At 71.8% G+C, this 17,409-nt stretch carries 13 protein-coding genes; 7 read left to right on the top strand and 6 right to left on the bottom strand.

The window, feature by feature from the left end; all coding sequences use genetic code 11:
* Positions 1 to 55 precede the first annotated feature (55 nt).
* Genes LQ940_RS11715 through LQ940_RS11695 form a run of 5 tightly spaced genes read left to right on the top strand, consistent with a single transcriptional unit; the run spans position 56 to position 6,491 of the window.
* On the top strand, positions 56 to 1,345 hold the full coding sequence (locus LQ940_RS11715) for an ABC transporter substrate-binding protein (RefSeq protein WP_231243635.1): 1,290 nt from the start codon (positions 56 to 58) through the stop codon (positions 1,343 to 1,345).
* A gap of 52 nt (positions 1,346 to 1,397) precedes the next feature.
* Positions 1,398 to 2,246, top strand: a complete 849-nt coding sequence (locus tag LQ940_RS11710) for a carbohydrate ABC transporter permease (RefSeq protein ID WP_231243634.1) — start codon at positions 1,398 to 1,400, stop codon at positions 2,244 to 2,246.
* A gap of 35 nt (positions 2,247 to 2,281) precedes the next feature.
* Positions 2,282 to 3,121, top strand: a complete 840-nt coding sequence (locus LQ940_RS11705; RefSeq protein WP_231243633.1) for a carbohydrate ABC transporter permease — start codon at positions 2,282 to 2,284, stop codon at positions 3,119 to 3,121.
* Positions 3,118 to 4,206 carry a LacI family DNA-binding transcriptional regulator gene (locus LQ940_RS11700; RefSeq protein ID WP_231243632.1) on the top strand — a complete coding sequence of 363 codons (1,089 nt, stop codon included), beginning with the start codon at positions 3,118 to 3,120 and terminating at the stop codon, positions 4,204 to 4,206. The genes LQ940_RS11705 and LQ940_RS11700 overlap by 4 nt, the downstream gene beginning before the upstream one ends.
* Complete coding sequence (locus LQ940_RS11695) at positions 4,203 to 6,491, top strand: beta-glucosidase family protein (RefSeq protein ID WP_231243631.1); 2,289 nt, start codon at positions 4,203 to 4,205, stop codon at positions 6,489 to 6,491. The genes LQ940_RS11700 and LQ940_RS11695 overlap by 4 nt, the downstream gene beginning before the upstream one ends.
* Here the strand turns inward: LQ940_RS11695 and LQ940_RS11690 are convergent.
* Entirely contained in the window at positions 6,478 to 7,299 is an 822-nt protein-coding gene (locus tag LQ940_RS11690; RefSeq protein WP_231243630.1) for a crotonase/enoyl-CoA hydratase family protein, read from the bottom strand. The two genes, LQ940_RS11695 and LQ940_RS11690, sit on opposite strands and share 14 nt — an antisense overlap.
* A gap of 45 nt (positions 7,300 to 7,344) precedes the next feature.
* On the opposite strand from LQ940_RS11690, the gene LQ940_RS11685 reads away from it, so the two are divergent.
* Positions 7,345 to 9,012, top strand: a complete 1,668-nt coding sequence (locus LQ940_RS11685) for an acyl-CoA synthetase (protein ID WP_231243629.1) — start codon at positions 7,345 to 7,347, stop codon at positions 9,010 to 9,012.
* Positions 8,993 to 10,096: an NAD(P)H-dependent flavin oxidoreductase gene (locus LQ940_RS11680; protein WP_231243628.1), complete on the top strand. Its 1,104-nt coding sequence runs from the start codon at positions 8,993 to 8,995 to the stop codon at positions 10,094 to 10,096. The genes LQ940_RS11685 and LQ940_RS11680 overlap by 20 nt, the downstream gene beginning before the upstream one ends.
* A 59-nt stretch (positions 10,097 to 10,155) precedes the next feature.
* On the opposite strand, the gene LQ940_RS11675 is transcribed toward LQ940_RS11680, so the two are convergent.
* The 5 genes from LQ940_RS11675 to LQ940_RS11655 form a co-directional block, all read right to left on the bottom strand.
* Complete coding sequence (locus tag LQ940_RS11675; RefSeq protein WP_231243627.1) at positions 10,156 to 11,223, bottom strand: glycoside hydrolase family 6 protein; 1,068 nt, start codon at positions 11,221 to 11,223, stop codon at positions 10,156 to 10,158.
* A 139-nt stretch (positions 11,224 to 11,362) separates the two neighbouring features.
* Positions 11,363 to 12,664: an HNH endonuclease signature motif containing protein gene (locus tag LQ940_RS11670; RefSeq protein WP_231243626.1), complete on the bottom strand. Its 1,302-nt coding sequence runs from the start codon at positions 12,662 to 12,664 to the stop codon at positions 11,363 to 11,365.
* Positions 12,665 to 13,467: 803 nt separating this feature from the next.
* The gene (locus LQ940_RS11665) at positions 13,468 to 15,027 is read right to left on the bottom strand and encodes a long-chain-fatty-acid--CoA ligase (protein ID WP_231243625.1); all 1,560 of its coding nucleotides are present in this window, start codon (positions 15,025 to 15,027) and stop codon (positions 13,468 to 13,470) included.
* Between the two features lie 11 nt (positions 15,028 to 15,038).
* Positions 15,039 to 16,142, bottom strand: coding sequence for an acyl-CoA dehydrogenase family protein (locus tag LQ940_RS11660; RefSeq protein WP_231243624.1), 1,104 nt, complete (start codon positions 16,140 to 16,142; stop codon positions 15,039 to 15,041).
* Between the two features lie 76 nt (positions 16,143 to 16,218).
* Positions 16,219 to 17,406, bottom strand: coding sequence for an acyl-CoA dehydrogenase family protein (locus LQ940_RS11655; protein WP_231243623.1), 1,188 nt, complete (start codon positions 17,404 to 17,406; stop codon positions 16,219 to 16,221).
* Positions 17,407 to 17,409 lie beyond the last annotated feature (3 nt).

Raw genomic sequence — 17,409 nt, 5'->3', positions numbered from 1 at the left:
ACCTTGCCGTGTGACGAACGTCTCAACGAGCGTTGGGGCGGGACGGAGGAACCCCATGAGGTCGAAGACCCGACGCGCGGCCCTCGCCGCGCTCAGCGCCGGAGTGCTGCTGCTCGCAGCGGCCTGCGGCGGCGACGACTCGTCCGAGGCGGACGAGGACACCATCACCTGGTGGCACAACTCGAACAACGACCCCGGCAAGGCCTACTACGAGCAGGTCGCCAAGGACTTCGAGGCCGACAACCCCGGCGTCAACGTCGAGATCAGCGCCATGGCCCACGAGGACATGGTCGACAAGCTGGCCGCCGCCTTCCAGAGCGGCGACCTGCCCGACGTCTACATGGAGCGCGGAGGCGGCGAGCTGGCCGACCACGTCGAGGCCGGACTAGTCCGTGACCTCAGCGAGGACGCGTCGGAGGAGATCGAGAAGATCGGCGACGTCGCGATGGCCGGCTGGCAGGTCGACGACACCAGCTACGCGCTGCCGTTCTCGCTGGGCGTCGTGGGCTTCTGGTACAACACCGAGCTGTTCGAGCAGGCCGGCATCACCGAGACCCCGACCACCATGGACGGGCTCTACGACGTGATCGACAAGCTCAAGGCCGCCGACCTCACGCCCCTGTCCGTGGGCGCCGGTGACAAGTGGCCGGCTGCGCACTACTGGTACTACACCGCGGTGCGCGCATGCTCCCCGGACACCATCACCGAGGCCGTCTCCAGCCGCGACTTCTCCGACCCCTGCTTCGTGAAGGCGGGCGAGGTCGTCGAGGACATCCTCGAGACCGAGCCGTTCCACGCGGGCTTCCTGAGCACCCCCGCGCAGGAGGGCGCGAGCTCGGCGTCCGGCCTCCTGGCCACGGGCAAGGTGGCGATGGAGATGCAGGGACAGTGGGAGCCCGGTGTCATGCAGGGGCTCACCGACGACGGCTTGGGGCTGGGCGACAAGACCGGCTGGTTCCCCTTCCCGGCCGTCGAGGGCGGCGAGGGCGACCCGGCTGCCCAGCTCGGTGGCGGCGACGCGTGGGCGGTGCCGGAGGGTGCCCCCGACGTCGCGGTCGACCTCGCCAAGTACCTGCTCTCCGACGAGGTGCAGCAGGGCTTCGCCGAGAAGGACATGGGGCTGCCGACCAACCCGGCCGCCTTCGACTCCCTGGCCAACCCGTCCCTCGCCGAGCTCCTCAAGGTGCGCGACGAGGCGCCGTACGTCCAGCTCTACTTCGACACGGCGTTCGGAGAGTCCATCGGAGGCGCGATGAACGACGAGATCGCCCTGCTGTTCGCCGGTCAGGCCACGCCGGAGGACGTCGTGTCCGCCACGCAGTCGGCCGCCGACGACGAGGGTTGAGCTGAGCGTGACTCGCGGGGGCTGGCGTCAACGACTGGAGATCCTCCTCTTCGTGACGCCGGCCCTCGCTCTCATGGGCGTGTTCGTCGTGTGGCCGATCGTGTCCGCGGTGCGCATGTCCTTCTACCGCTGGAAGGGCTTCGGCCCGATGGAGGACTTCGTCGGCCTGCGCAACTACGGGCGGGTCCTCGGCGACGACGTGTTCCGCGACGCGGTCGCGCACAACTTCGTCATCGTCATCGCCTCCGTCGTGGTGCAGCTGCCCCTGGGCCTGGCGATCGCGATGCTGCTCAACCGCAACATCCGGTTACGCGGGCTGCTGCGCACCGTCGTCTTCGTCCCCTACGTCATGGCCGAGGTCATCGCGGCCGTGATCTGGTTCCAGCTCCTCCAGCCCGAGTACGGCGTCGTCGACGGCTTGATCGAGCTCGTCGGTCTCACCCCACCGGAGCAGGGGTTCCTGGGCACGCCGGAGCTGGCGCTGCCGACCCTCTTCGTCGTCCTCACGTGGAAGTACCTCGGACTGGCGGTGCTGCTCTTCCTCGCCGGGCTGCAGGGAGTGCCCGACGAGCTGTACGAGGCGGCGCAGCTCGACGGGGCCAGCTGGTGGCGGACCCAGCTCCGGGTGGCGCTGCCCCTGCTCGGGCCGACCATCCGCACCTGGCTGTTCTTGTCGATGATCGGCTCGCTGCAGCAGTTCGACATGGTGTGGGTGCTGACCGGCGGCGGCCCGGCCAACGCGACGACGACGATGGCGACGTACCTGATCAACCAGGGCACCCAGCGCCACAACTACGGGATCGCCGGGGCGGCCTCGGTCGTGCTGTTCCTGGTGAGCTTCGTGATGGCGCTGGCCTACCAGCTGCTGATCCTGCGGCGGGACACGGTGGTCGAACGATGAGCCCGGCGTTCAGGCCCGCAACGGACAGGGAGAAGATGTCGACTCGTCGGATGCGCCCCTTCGGTGCCGGTGGGCCGCTGACCTACGGCATCGCGCTGGTGGTCGTCGCCCTGACGCTGGGACCGGTCGTCTACGGCGCCCTGGGCGGCTTCCGCAGCAACGAGCAGCTGGCCACCGACCCCGCCGGGCTGCCGGACCCCTGGCTGCTGAAGAACTACAACGGCGTCTTCGCCAACCCCGACTTCTGGCGCTACGCCCTCAACTCCACGGCCATCGCGGTCATCACCACCGTCGTCGCCGTTGTCTGCGGGGTGATGGCGGCCTACCCGCTGGCGCGCTATCAGTTCCGGCTGCGCGAGCCGCTGTTCATGGTGTTCGTGCTGGGGCTGCTGTTCCCGGCGGCGGTGGCGATCATCCCGCTGTTCATCCTGGTCACCCGCGACCTGGAGATGGGCAACACCTGGTGGGGCGTGGCGCTGCCGCAGGCGGCCTTCTGGCTGCCGATCACCGTGGTGATCCTGCGCCCGTTCCTGATGGCGATCCCCAAGGAGCTCGAGGAGGCCGCCCTGATGGACGGCGCCTCGCGGGTCGGCATCTTCTGGTGGCTGATGCTGCCCCTGTCCCGGCCCGGGCTCGTGACCGTGGCCGTCCTGGCCTTCGTCGGCTCATGGAACGCCTACCTGCTGCCGCTCCTGCTCCTGCAGCAGGACATGCGTACGCTGCCCCTCGGCGTCGCCGACTACTCCACCGAGCACTCGGCGGACACGGCCGGCGTCCTGGCCTTCACCTCGATCGCGATGATCCCCGCCCTGGTGCTGTTCCTGGCGCTGCAGCGGCGGATCGTCGGCGGTCTGCAGGGCGCGGTGAAGGGATGACCGGCCAGACGAACGGCCAGACGAACGGCCAGACGGACGGCCGCGGAGAGGACGAGATGACGGAGCGCCGCTCGAGCAACGGTCGGGTCACGATGCAGCAGGTGGCATCGGAGGCGGGCGTCTCGGTGTCGACGGTCTCCAAGGTGATCAACGGCCGCTACGGCGTCGCGAGCGGCACCTCGGCCCAGGTGTTCGAGGTCGTCAACCGCCTCGGCTACGAGGCCAGCCTGGTCGCCCGCAGCCTGCGCAACAGCCGCACCAACGTGCTCGGCGTGCTGGTCGCCGACTTCGAGCCGTTCAGCACCGAGGTGCTCAAGGGGGCCGCCGACGCCATCCGCGGCACCGGCTTCGAGCTGGTCGCCTACTCCGCCGGCGGCCGGGTCGACGAGCACGTCGGCTGGGAGCGGCGCTACCTGTCGCGGGTCATGGGCACCCTGGTCGACGGCGCGGTGCTGGTGACGCCCACCGTCACCGACGTGCAGTACGACGGGCCGATCGTCGCGGTCGACCCGCACACCGGGCGCTCCAGCCTGCCGACCGTCACCGCGGACAACCTGCAGGGCGCGCGGCTCGGCGTCGACCACCTCCTGCAGCTGGGGCACCGGCGCATCGGCATGGTCACCGGCCGCCCCGACCTGATCTCGGCCCGCCTGCGCGAGCGCGGCTACCGCGAGGCGCACGCGGCCGCCGGCGTGCCCGTCGACGAGTCGCTGCTGCGCCTGGGCGCGTTCGAGGCCGACCAGGCCGGCGACGCGGCCCGCGAGCTGCTGGCACTGCCGCAGCCGCCCACCGCGATCTTCGCGGCCAACGACGCCTCCGCCTTGGCCACCCTGGAGGTCGCCGCGCAGCTCGGGATAGAGGTGCCGGAGCGGCTCTCGGTCGTGGGGTTCGACAACATCCCCGACTCCGCGCTGTCGCGCCCGCCGCTCACGACGGTGCAGCAGCCGATCCGACAGATGGGCCACGACGCGGTCGAGATGCTGGTGGCGCTGGTCGCCGGTGAGGAGCTCGCCCACACGCACGTGACCCTCGAGACGACGCTCGTCCGACGTCACTCCACCGCCGCCCCGGGAGGCACTTCATGACCGAGCTCTGGCGCGACCCGACCGCGAGCACCGACGCCCGCGTCGCGGACCTGATGCCGCGGATGACCCTGCGCGAGAAGGTGAGCCAGCTCTCCGGCATCTGGTGGCTCGACCCCGAGGCCGGCGGGATGGCGCCGATGCTGCGCGAGACCTTGGGGCCCCAGCCCGACTGGGACGAGCTGATCGAGGACGGCCTGGGCCAGCTGACCCGCACCTTCGGCACCGGGCCCCTGGCCCCCCGTGAGGGGCTGGAGCTGCTGGCCCAGCGCCAGCGTGACGTCGTCGCCGCCAACCGCTTCGGCATCCCGGCCCAGGCGCACGAGGAGTGCCTGACCGGCCTGGCCGTCTGGGGCGCGACCATCTACCCCTCGCCTCTGTGCTGGGCGGCGACCTTCGACCCCCCGCTCGTCGAGCGCATGGCCGGGCAGATCGCCGCGTCCATGCGCGACCTCGGGGTGCACCAGGGCCTGGCTCCGGTGCTCGACGTCGTGCGTGACGCGCGCTGGGGGCGCGTGGAGGAGACGCTGGGCGAGGATCCGTTCCTGGTGGGGCTCGTCGGCAGCGCCTACGTGCGCGGGCTCGAGTCCGGGGGAGTGGTGGCCACGCTCAAGCACTTCCTGAGCTACTCCGCCTCCCGCGCCGCACGCAACCTGGCGCCCGTGTCCGCGGGCCCGCGCGAGCTGGCCGACGTGTTCCTGCCGCCCTTCGAGATGGCCCTGCGCGCCGGGGCCCGCTCGGTGATGAACTCCTACACCGACATCGACGGCGTGCCCGCCGCCGCCGACCCCGAGCTGTTCACGACCCTGCTGCGCGACCAGCTGGGCTTCGAGGGCACGGTCGCCGCCGACTACTTCTCGGTCGCGTTCCTCGAGAGCCTGCACCGCGTCGCCGGCGACCTCGGCGAGGCCGCTCGCCTCGCGCTGGAGGCGGGAATCGACATCGAGCTGCCCTCGCCCAAGGCCTACGACGAGCCGCTCCGGGCGGCGGTCACCGAGGGGCAGGTGGACGAGAAGGTCGTCGACCGCGCGCTGTCGCGGGTGCTGCGGCAGAAGTGCGAGCTCGGGCTCCTCGACCCCGGCTGGGCGCCGCCCGAGCCGGCCGACGTGGACCTCGACCGGCCCGAGTCCCGCGCGGTGGCGCTCGAGGTCGCGCAGCGCTCGGTCGTGCTGCTCGCCAACGACGGCGTGCTGCCGTTGCGCGACGGCGTCCGGGTCGCCGTCGTCGGCCCGCGCGCGGACACCCCGCAGGCGATGCAAGGCTGCTACGCCTTCCCGATGCACGTGCTCGTGCACCACCCCGAGGTCGAGGACGGTGTCGTCATCCGGACGGTGCGCGAGGCGCTGGCCGACACCTACGACATCTCCTACGAGCTCGGCTGCCCGGTGCTCGGCGGCGACGACGCCGACCTGGCGGCGGCCGCGGCGACGGCGGCGGCGGCCGATGTCTGCGTCGTCGTCCTGGGTGACCAGGCCGGGCTCTTCGGCCGCGGCACCTCCGGCGAGGGCTGCGACGTACCCGACCTGCGGCTCCCGGGCCGCCAGGAGGAGCTGCTCGGGGCGCTGCTGGAGACCGGCACCCCCGTCGTGGCGGTGCTGCTGGTCGGCCGCCCGTACGACGTCAGCGCGTTCGCGCCGCGGCTGGCGGGGCTGGTGTGCGGCTTCTTCCCCGGCGAGGAGGGCGCCCAGGCGATCGCGGACGTGCTGTCCGGCCGGGTCAACCCGTCCGGCCGGCTGCCCGTGAGCTTCCCCGACGCCGGCTCGACCCAGCCGTGGACCTACCTCTCGCCGACCCTGGCCCGCCTCACCGACGTGAGCAGCGTCGACCCCACGCCGCTCTACCCCTTCGGTCACGGCCTGTCCTACGCCTGCGCCACCTGGGTCTCCGTCAGCGGCACGTCCGGATCGCGCTGGGACACCGACGGCACCACCGCCGTCGAGGTCGAGCTGGCCAACGACGCCGACCGTGACGTCTCCGAGGTCGTCCAGGTCTACCTGCACGATCCGGTCTCGTCGGTGGTCCGCCCCGTCCAGCAGCTGATCGGGGCCGTCCGGGTCGACCTGGCGCCGGGGGAGCGGGCCCGGGTGCGCCTCGATCTCCACGCGGACCTCACCTCCCTCACCGGCCGCGACCTCGTGCGGGTGGTCGAGCCGGGAGCGGTCGAGCTGCGGGTCGGTGCGTCCAGTGAGGACATCCGCGGCGTCGTCGCCCTCGACCTCGTCGGCTCCTCGCGCCAGGTCGGCCACGACCGGGTGCTCGAGCCGACGGTGAGCCTCAGGTCCCAGTGAACTGCGGCGCGCGCTTCTCGGCGAACGCGCGGGGGCCCTCCTTGGCGTCGTTCGAGGCGAAGACGGCGGCGCCGACGCGGGCGTCGTCGGCCCAGCAGTCGTCCTCGTGTTTGCCCTCGGAGTCGCGCATGGTCCGCAGGATCGCCTGGACGGCGAGCGGGCCGTTGGCGGCGATGAGGTCGGCGAGCTCGTGCGCCTTGGCTAGGGCGGTGCCGTCGGGGACGACGTGGCCGATCAGGCCGACCTCCTTGGCCTCGGAAGCGGTCATGGTGCGGCCGGTGAGGAGCAGCTCGGCGGCGACGGTGTAGGGCAGCTGCCGGATCAGGCGCACGGCGGAGCCGCCCAGCGGGTAGAGGCTCCAGCGGGCCTCGGTGACGCCGAACCTGGCGGACGCGCCGGCCACGCGGATGTCGGTGCCCTGGAGGATCTCGGTGCCACCGGCGACGGCCGGGCCCTCGACCGCGGCGATGAGCGGCTTGGTGAGGCGGAACCCCTTGAGCAGGGGCTTGATCACCGAGGGGTCGAAGTCGCCGGAGTCGAAGCTGGCCGACGGGGGTCGGGAGTCCATGGCCTTGAGGTCGGCGCCGGCGCAGAAGTAGCCGCCGGCTCCGGTGAGGATGCAGACGCGCACCGAGTCGTCGGAGTTCACCCGGTCCCACGCCTCACCCATGATCGCGAGCATCTCGCCGGACAGCGCGTTGCGGGCCTCGGGGCGGTTCATCGTGACCACCAGGGTGTGGCCGACCTGCTCGACGAGGCAGTGCGGGGCGGGCTCGGTGGACTCGCGGGTGACGTCCTGGCTGCTCATGACGCGAGGCTAGCGAAAAACAAGAACGTGTTCTAGTCTCGCGGCGTGGCCCTGAACATCGCCGACCTCTTCGAGCACGCCGTCGACGCCGCGCCCGACAACCGCGCCCTGAAGGTGGGGGAGCGAGTCGTCACGTACGGCGAGCTGGAGCGCGACGCCAACAGGCTGGCGCACTACCTGGCTTCGCGAGGCATCGGGGCCGGCGACCACGTCGCCGTCTACGCGAAGAACAGTGTCGAGCACGTCGTCGCGGTCCTGGCCGTGGTCAAGGTGCGCGCGGTCAACATCAACGTCAACTACCGCTACGTCGAGGGCGAGCTCAACTACCTCTTCGACAACGCCGACGTCGTGGCGCTGATCCACGAGCGCACCTACGCGCCGCTGGTGGCCGCTTGCGCGCCGAACCACGAGAAGCTCACGACCTTCGTCGCCATCCCCGACGCGCTCGACCCCGACAACGTCGCCGACCTCTCGCCGTTCGGCGGCGTGACCATCGAGGCCGCCCTGGAGGGGCAGAGCGAGGAGCGCGACTTCGGCGAGCGCAGCCCCGACGACCTCCACATCATCTACACCGGCGGCACCACAGGCTTCCCCAAGGGCGTCATGTGGCGCCACGAGGACTTCTGGCGGGTGCTCGGCGGCGGCATCGACTTCTACACCGGTGAGCCGCTGGCGGAGTACGACCAGTCGAAGCAGGCCACCGAGCCCCGGATGGTGACCTTCCCGCTCAGCCCGCTGATGCACGGCGGCGCGCAGGCCGGGCTGCTCATGCACCTCTTCGCCGGGCACCTGACGGTGCTCGAGCCGAAGTTCGACGCGCGGCGTACCTGGGAGATCATCGAGCGCGAGCAGGTGCAGCTGATCTTCATGACCGGCGACGCGATGGCCCGCCCGTTGATCGAGGAGTACGAGCGCAAGGCCGCGACCGGTACGCCGTACGACGGGTCCAGCCTGTTCGCGATCTCCAGCAGTGCCGCGATCTTCAGCCCGCCGGTGAAGGAGCGGTGGATGGCGGCGTTCCCGAACAGCGTCTTCACCGACTCGGTGGGGGCCTCGGAGACCGGCTTCCAGGGCATGGGGATGCAGGACCGGAACGCGATCAGCCACGACGGCCCGGTCGTCGGCCTCGGGCCGGCCAGCGTGGTCATCGGCGACGACGACCACGTGCTGGACCTGGCGACGAACGTGGGCCGGATCGGGCGCCTCGGCCGCGGCGGGTCGGTGCCCGTGGGCTACTACAAGGACCCCGAGAAGTCGGCCAAGACCTTCCTGGAGATCGACGGCGAGCGCTACTCCGTGCCGGGCGACTTCGCGCGCATCGAGACCGACGGCCGGGTCACGCTGCTCGGTCGCGGCTCCAACTGCGTCAACACCGGCGGCGAGAAGGTCTACCCCGAGGAGGTGGAGATGGCGATCAAGGGCCACCCCGCCGTCTACGACTGCCTCGTGGTGGGCATCCCCGACGACAAGTACGGCCAGGCGGTCGCCGCCGTCGTGCAGCCGCGTGAGGGCGAGACGGTCGAGCTGGAGGACCTGCGCGCGTTCCTGCGCGCGTCGCTGTCGGGCTACAAGCTGCCGCGGGCACTGACGCTGGTGCCCGAGATCCCCCGCAACGCGACGGGCAAGGCGCAGTACCCCAAGGCGAAGCAGATGGCCCTGGCTACCCGGTCGGGGCAGACGGCGGAGGTGCCTGATGCGGACGCCGCTGTGTGAGGAGTTCGGGATCGAGTACCCGATCTTCGCCTTCACGCCCTCCGAGCACGTCGCCGCCGCGGTCTCTCGCGCGGGCGGCTTGGGCGTGCTGGGCTGCGTGCGCTTCAACGACGCCGAGGATCTCGAGCGGGTCCTCACCTGGCTCGACGACCACACCGAAGGCAAGCCGTACGGCGTCGACATCGTCATGCCGATGACGATCCCGACCGAGGGCACCTCGATGGACCTCGGGGCGATGATCCCCGAGGAGCACCGGCAGTTCGTCGACCAGACGCTGCTCAAGCTCGGCGTGCCGCCGCTGCCCGAGGGCGAGGACCGCGAGGGCGTGCTCGGCTGGCTGCACTCCGTGGCCCGCTCGCACCTCGACGTCGCGCTGCAGCACCGGCCGGTGCTGATCGCCAACGCGCTGGGCTCGCCGCCGGTCGACGTCATCGAGAAGTGCCACGAGCACGGCATCAAGGTCGCCGCGCTCGCCGGCGCCGCCAAGCACGCGCTCAGCCACGTCGCCAACGGCGTCGACATCATCGTCGCGCAGGGCTACGAGGCGGGCGGCCACACCGGCGAGGTCGCCAGCATGGTGCTGCAGCCCGACATCGTCGACGCCGTCGGGCCCGACGTACCCGTGCTCGGCGCCGGCGGCATCGGCTCCGGGCGCCAGGTCGCCGCCTCGCTCGCGCTGGGGTCGCAGGGCGTCTGGATGGGCTCGATCTGGCTCGGCACCCAGGAGTACCAGCTCATGGGCGCCGCCAACAGCGAGGCCTGGGAGACGGCGTTCACGCGCGCCACCAGCAGCGACACCGTGCGCACCCGGGTCTACACCGGCAAGCCGGCCCGCCTGCTCAAGACCAAGTGGACTCAGGCCTGGGAGGAGGAGGGCGCGCCCGCGCCGCTCCCGATGCCGCTGCAGAACCTGCTCGTCGCCCAGGCCCACCACCGGATCAGCGCCGCCAACGACCCCGACGTCATCTCGATGCCGATCGGCCAGATCGTGGGCCGCATGAACGACGTCCGCCCGGTGGCCGACGTCATGGCCGACCTGGTGGCCGAGTTCGAGGAGACCGTCCGCAGGCTCGGCGAGATCTGACCCCTTCGGTGGTCGAGGTGTGAGGGCCGCCAGGCCCGAGCCTCGAGACCCCGCAACCTTCAGTACGGCGTCGTGCGGGCGATGTTGAGCGCGCGCCTGAGCAGGAACGGCTCGGTCTGCATGAACAGCCACGGCCGGCCCGACCACACGAACGCGTCGACGTAGTGACCCGCGAGCTCGCGCACCTCGGCGGAGAGACCGGTCGCCGGGTCGGTGACGTCGGCGGTCGGCGGGATGCCGAGGGTGACGCAGCGGACCTGGGTGCGGTTGCGGCACGGCGCGGCGTTGGCGTAGTCGCGGTCCTGGGGGTTTCTCCTCCAGTCCTGGTACGTGAACGGCCGGCCGCTCTGGGAGGTGTCCACGACGACCTTCTTGCCAGGCATGCCGCGCGCCGCGAGCCGGTCGGCGACCTCGGCGCCGTAGCGGATGTTGGCCTCGGGGGAGTCGTAGTGGGTGGTGTTGAGCGCGAGCCCGCGGGTGTGCCCCACGCCCATGTCGACCAGCAGCTGCACGGCCTCGTCGACGCGCAGCCAGTCGGAGGCGCCCGCCTCGAGGTAGACGTGGGTGTTGGGCAGCGCGCTGAGGACCCGCGCGCTCCACGCGATCAGCCGGCTGGGGACCTTCGAGCCGCCCGGCGCACAGAGCGCGAAGGGGCCGTCGGGCTGCAGGACCAGCATCGTGTGGGTGTCGCCGAGCGCGCGGGCGAAGCGGTTGATCCAGCGCCGGTAGCTGGCCTTCTCCTCCTTCGTCGGCAGCCGCTGGCACGCCGTGCGCTCCCACGGCCGCATCCGGAAGACGCTCATCGACACCATGACCTCGGGGTCGCCCCCTGTCGCGTTGGCGACGTACTCGCGCACCTTGCCCGCGATCTTGTCGTCGGGGATCCAGCCGCCGAACCACTTGGCCTTAGGCCGGAGCGCGATCTTGGCGAGCAGCTTCTTGCGCCAGCCGGTCGCGCGCACGTACGGCTCCCACGCCAGCTCGGCCCGACCGCCGTACACGCCCCAGGCGCGGCCGGCGAGCGGGTTGGTGTCCTCGATGCGGGGGGAGGCCGGCGCTGGTGCTGGCGCCGCCAGCGTCAGGGCGGCCGCCAGCGTCACGAGGACGACGAGCGCGCGGCGGATCACCGGATCAGGGTAGGGGCTCGGCGTGCGCCAGTCTCGGGTTTGGACTCTGAGCACAGCCGGCAACCCGGGGTCGCGCATCACAAGCGCGGACGCCGGGCGGACACGCCGGTGGCCCCGCGGGTGGCGGGGTGTGGGGCGGTCAGGGTCTCTGGTGTTGGAGTGGTTCGGTGCCGGTGTGGTCGCGGCGGTAGGCGTCGCCGTGGGGTGAGTGCCAGACATACGTGCCGCGGTCCAGGACGTCGTAGGTCCAGCGGCCGTGCGTTTTCAGGCGATGGTGTCCGCGACACAGGGGTGCTGAGTTGCAGGAGCACGTTGGTCCGCCCTTGTTGTAGGGGGTGACGTGGTCGTGGTCGCAGCGTTCGGCGGGTCGGGTGCACCAGGGGAACACGCAGTGGTGGTCGACCAGGTCGTCCTGCTCGATGAGGCGGTCGGGGTGCTCGTAGCCGGCGACGTGGACGTGCTCGGCCAGGTCGCGCACGGGCTTGACGTTGATGACCGTGGTGTCGGGTGCGGCGCACCACTCGCGGATCGTCTCGACGAGCACCGGCTTGCGGCCGCATCTGCCGAGGGTGGCGTTCGGGTCGCCGAAGACGCCGGCTTCGTGGACGTGCAGGTCGATGACCCGGGTGATCTTGATGCTCTTCTCGGTGGTTGAGGTGCGAGCGAAGCGAGCCTCGAAACCACCCCCACCGTCCTGATCACCCAAGGACAGCGTCTCCTGTCCCCGCGCCAGATCACCGGCGGCCTGCGCGCGTCGCACATCCAACGACTCGCTCGACCCCGCCGCCTTCCGGTCGGCGGCGAGCCGGCTGATCGCGGCATCGAGGTCGAGGGCGTCCTGGGCGTCCAGGGTGCCGTTGATCTCGATGGTGCCTTCGAGGGACATGGCCTCGGTGTGGATGTCGAGCTTGCGGCCGTCGGCGGCTTGGCGGCGTAGCTTCTCGGCCTGCTCGGGGTCGAACCTGGCGATCGCGGTGGTGATCTGTCGTTCGACCTCGGCGTAGGAGACCTTGTGCGCGCAGTAGGCGACCCGGGCGTCGACGAACGCGGCGCCGGCCGCGGGTAGGCACTTGGTGTGCTCGGCGATCCAGCGGGCTTTCCAGAACCCGAGCTGACCGGCTTCGACGCGGGCCCAGATCCTGGGGAGGCGGTACTTGATCTCGAGGGCGGCGCCGACGTAGCGCTTGGCGGAGTCGGTCGACATGCCCAGGGCGGCGCCGAGCTCCATGACCGCGAACTCGCTGATCATGGGTGCCCCGGGGCCGGCGAGCGGGATGCCGTGGTCGCCGAACGCGGCGTCGGCATCGTCGTGGGTCTCGTGGAGGGCGCACCAGTCGTGGACGAGGTGGAGGCGTCGCAGCTCGGCGTCGGTGGCTGCTCGGGTCTCGGCGCGGACACCGTCGAGCAGCTGCCTGCTCTGGTCGGGTCCGGGGGTGCTCATGGGTCTACTCAAGCACCCGCCACCGACAGTCGAGCGCCCGAGAATGCCCTTTGTCCACAGGGTTCTGAGAACTTTTTGCGTCTCGGTGGTCGAGGTGCGAAGGCGTGCAACGCGCCCCTTCGGTGGTCGAGGTGCGCAGGCACGCAACGCCCCTTCGGTGGTCGAGGTGCGAAGGCGTGCAGCGCCTGAGCCTCGAGACCCCCGCGGCGACCCGACCGCCGTACCCCATGCTGCTTGTCGGCTCACCAGGTCTCGAGGCTCGTCCCTTCGAGGCTCGCTGCGCTCGCACCTCAGGACGAGCGCTGGCGTTCCTCGCACCTCGACCACCGGAGGGCCTCGGTGGTCGAGGTGCGAAGGCGTGCAACGCCTGAGCCTCGAGACCCGCGGCCTGACGGCCGTACCCCGGGCCGCTTGTCGGCTCACTGGGTCTCGAGGCTCGTCGCTGGCGCTCCTCGCACCTCGACCACCGAGAGGACGCGGGTCTCGAGGCTCGTCCCTTCGAGGCTCGCTGCGCTCGCACCTCAGGACGAGCGCTGGCGTTCCTCGCACCTCGACCACCGAGGTGGTGCGCCCCGTTCGGTGGTCGAGGTGCGAAGGCGTGCAACGCCTGAGCCTCGAGACCCCCGCGGCGACCCGACCGCCGTACCCCAGGCTGCTTGTCGGCTCACTCGGTCTCGAGGCTCGTCCCTTCGAGGCTCGCTGCGCTCGCACCTCAGGACAAGCGCTGGCGCTCCTCGCACCTCGACCACCGAAAGTAGGCCGCTGCCGCCGCTCCACCTCGATGACCGACGAGATGCGGGCGGTCAGCGGTAGGTGGTGCCGCGGGGGTCGCGGGTCCAGGTGGGGTCGGCGGCGCCGGCGGCGGACAGCTGGCGCTTGAGGACCTTGTTGGTGGCGGTACGGGGGAGGGAGTCGACGAGCCTCACGTAGCGCGGCCAGGCCTTGGGCGACAGGTCGGGCTGGTCGGCGAGGAAGGACTCCAGGTCGTCGGGGCCCAGCGGGGAGAGGGTGATCAGCGAGGCCATGACCTGGTCGCCCACGGACTCGTCGGGGACGGCGTAGACGGCCGCCTCGGAGATCGCCGGGTGGCGCAGCAGGATCCGCTCGATGGGGGCGGCGGCGAGGTTCTCGCCGTCGACGCGCAGCCAGTCGGCGGTGCGACCGGCGAAGTAGACGAAGCCGTCGGCGTCGCGGTAGGCCAGGTCGCCGGACCAGTAGATGCCGCCGCGCATCCGCTCCGACTCCGCGTCGGGGTCCTTGTAGTACCCGGCGAAGGCGCCGGCGCCCTGGGCGTTGACCAGCTCTCCGGTCGCCGCGTCGGCGTTGAGCAGCTCGCCGTGCGGCCCGAACTCCGCGTCCGGCGTCTCCTCCATCGTCACCGGGTCGAGCACCTTCACCCCGTCCAGGGGCCTCCCGAGCGAGCCCTGCGGCATCTCCGGCACCCGCTGCACGACCACGGCGTTCTCGGTCGAGGAGTAGGAGTCGACGACGACGCAGCCGAAGCGCCGGCCGAAGGCGTCGATGTCGCGCTCGTTGGCCTCGTTGCCGAAGACGATGCGCAGCGGGTTGTCCGCGTCGTCGGGTCGCTCGGGCGTGGCCATGACGTAGGTGAGCGGCTTGCCGACGTAGTTGGCGTACGTCGCTCCGTAGCGCCGTACGTCGGCCAGGAAGCCGGAGGCGCTGAACCGCGGCGCCAACGCCATCGTCGTGCCGGACGCGAGCGCCGGCGCCCAGCCGGCCATGATCGCGTTGGAGTGGAACATCGGCATCGACAGATACGCGACGTGACCGGGGCCCAGGCCGAACCGGTCGGCGAGGAAGAGGCCGGGGAATGCCACCTTCACCTGGGTGATGTTGACGGCCTTGGGCTCGCCCGACGTGCCGGAGGTGAAGATCAGCATCATCAGGTCGTCCTGCCCGACCTCGACGTCGGGTACGCCGGCGCCCGCGTGCTCCGCGAGCAGCCCCGCCCACGCCGGTCCGTCGGTCAGGAGCACGGGCACGTCGACGTCGCCCAGCAGGCCCGCGTAGGTCGAGTCCGCGACCACGACCTGGCAGTCCGCGCGCGCGACGTCGGCCGCGAGGGCCGGGCCGCGGCGGGTCGGGTTCAACCCGACCACCACCTGCCCGCCCAGCGCGGCGCCGCCGAGCAGGAACGCGAACTCCGGGGTGTTGTCGAGCAGCACGCCCACGTGCGGCGGCTCGCCGGCCGGCAGCAGCGAGGCGACGACCGCGGACCGCACGCACGAGGCGGCCACCACCTCGTCCCAGGTCCAGGAGTCGTCACCGAACAGCAGCCCCGCGCGCGTGTCGCCGCGCCGCGCCAGGAGCTGGTTGCGGACGGTCAGCTGCTCCTCGGTCATCGCCGGCGCCCTCAGACGGGCTCGGTCGCGAGCGCGCGGCCGATGGTCAGGGCCTGCTCGGTGGCACCCCCGAAGAGGAACTCGAAGCGCTTCGCGCTGGTGAAGTAGCGGTGCGCCTCGCCGTCGAGGTCGATGCCGACGCCCCCGTGCACGTGGACGGTCGTGTGGGCGAGCCGGTGGCCGGCGTCGGCCGCCCAGAGCTTCGCGGTCGCGACCTCGGTCTCGGCCGGCAGGCCCTCGGAGAGCCGCCACGCTGCGCTCCACAGGGTGAGCCGCTGGGCCAGGACGTCGATGTAGCCGTCGGCCAGCCGCTGCGACACCGCCTGGAAGCTGCCGATCGGCCGGCCGAACTGCTCGCGGGTCTTCGCGTACGCCGCCGTCAGGGCCAGCGCGCCCTCGGTGACGCCCAGCTGCTCGGCGGCCGAGCACACCGTCAGCAGCAGACCGAGACGCTGCGCGGCGGTGCCGTCCACCCTGCCGACCGGCGCGCCGGGCGCACGCGCCAGGTCGAGCCGCGCGACCGCGTCGCCGTCGCTCGTGTGCTGCTCGACGAGGTCGACGCCGCCCGCCCCCGGCTCCACCAGGAAGACGCCGACGCCGTCGGGGGTCGTGGCCGTGACCAGGACCGCCGCCGCGGCGAGACCGGCCCGCACGATCGCCTTGGAGCCCGACAGGGTCCAGCCGTCACCGTCGAGCGTGGCCGTCACCGTCGGCCGGGCGGGCAGGTGCGCGCGCTCCTCGGCGACGGCCGCGCTCAGCACGGTCTCGCCGGTGGCGGCGCCGGGCAGCCAGGCCGCCCGCTGCTCGTCGCTGCCGAGCTCGGCCAGCAGCAGGGCCGCCGCACCGTGGACGGCGAGCGGCACCGGCGCCACCGTGCGCCCGACCTCGACCAGCACCCGGCACAGCTCGACCAGCCCGAGACCGGCGCCGCCGTGCTCCTCGGGTACGGCGAGCGAGAGCAGCCCGGCCGAGGCCAGCTCGCCCCACAGCGCCCGGTCGAACCGGTCGCCGCCGGCCTCGACCTCCTGCAACCGGTCGGTGCTCGTGCGGTCCTCGAGGATCCGCGCGGCGAGCGTCGCGGCCTCGTCCTGCCCGGGGGTGAAGGTGAAGTCCATCAGGTTGCCTCTCGTCTCACCGGGTCTCGAGGCTCGGCCCTGGCGGGCCTCGCACCTCGACCGCCGGACATGGTGGTCAGCGCTTGGCGGCGGGGAGGCCGAGACCGACGTAGCCGATGATGTCGCGCTGGATCTCGTTGGTGCCGCCGCCGAAGGTCATGACGAGCGCGGAGCGGAAGGAGCGCTCGAGACGACCGGCGAGGACCGCCCCCGCGGACGCGCCGGTGATGCCGGCGTTGGGGCCGACGATCTCCATCAGCGAGCGGTAGACCTCGGTCGCCAGCTCCGAGCCGTAGATCTTGGTCGCCGACGCCTCCGCCGGCGACAGCGCGACCCCGGCGTCCGCGTCGGCGGCGAGCTTGAAGTTGACCAGGCTCAGCGCCTCGATCCGGGCGTGGGCCCGGCCCAGCGCGATCTGCACCCACTCCGAGTCGATCACCCGCTGCCCGTCGGGGTTCTTGGTCTGCTGCGCCCACTCGCGCACCAACGCCAGGGAGTGCACGAGCGGCGCCGCCGAGGTGAGCGCCACGCGCTCGTGGTTGAGCTGGTTGGTCATCAGCGCCCAGCCGCCGTTGAGCTCGCCGACCAGGTTGCCCGCCGGCACCCGCACGTCCTCGTAGTACGTCGCGCTGGTGCCCACGCCGGCCACCGTGTGCACCGGTGTGTAGGAGACACCCGGCGCGTCGGCCGGGACCAGGATCATCGACAGGCCCCGGTGGCGCGGGAGGTCGGGGTCGGTGCGGCAGGCCAGCCAGATCCAGTCGGCGTACTGGATCAGCGAGGTCCACATCTTCTGGCCGTTGACGACCCACTCGTCGCCTTCGCGCACCGCCCTCGTCCGCAGCGACGCGAGGTCGGTGCCGGACCCGGGCTCGGAGTAGCCGATCGAGAAGTGGAGCTCGCCGCGCAGGATCCGCGGCAGGAAGTACTCCTTCTGCTGCTCGGTCCCGTAGCGCATGATCGTCGGTCCGACGGTGTTGAGCGTCAGGTAGGGGATCGGCACGCCGGCGACGGCCGCAGCGTCGGTGAAGATCAGCTGCTCGACCATGGAGCGCGCCTGACCGCCGTACTCCCGGGGCCAGCCGATGCCGAGCCAGCCGTCCGCGCCGACCTGGCGGATGACGTCCTGGTAGACCGTCGCGTCGCCGAACTCGCCGGTGGCCGAGGCGAGGCCGGCCCGGCGCTCAGGCGTGACGAGCTCGGCGAAGTACTCCCGGAGCTCCTCCCGCAGGCGGACCTGGTCGGCGTTCAGGGCGACGCGCATGCA

Origin of the sequence: Nocardioides sp. cx-173 (genome assembly GCF_021117365.1) — a bacterium.
Lineage (GTDB): Bacteria > Actinomycetota > Actinomycetes > Propionibacteriales > Nocardioidaceae > Nocardioides.
Note: the sequence above shows the minus strand (reverse complement) of the source record. Positions and strands in the feature narration are given on the sequence as shown.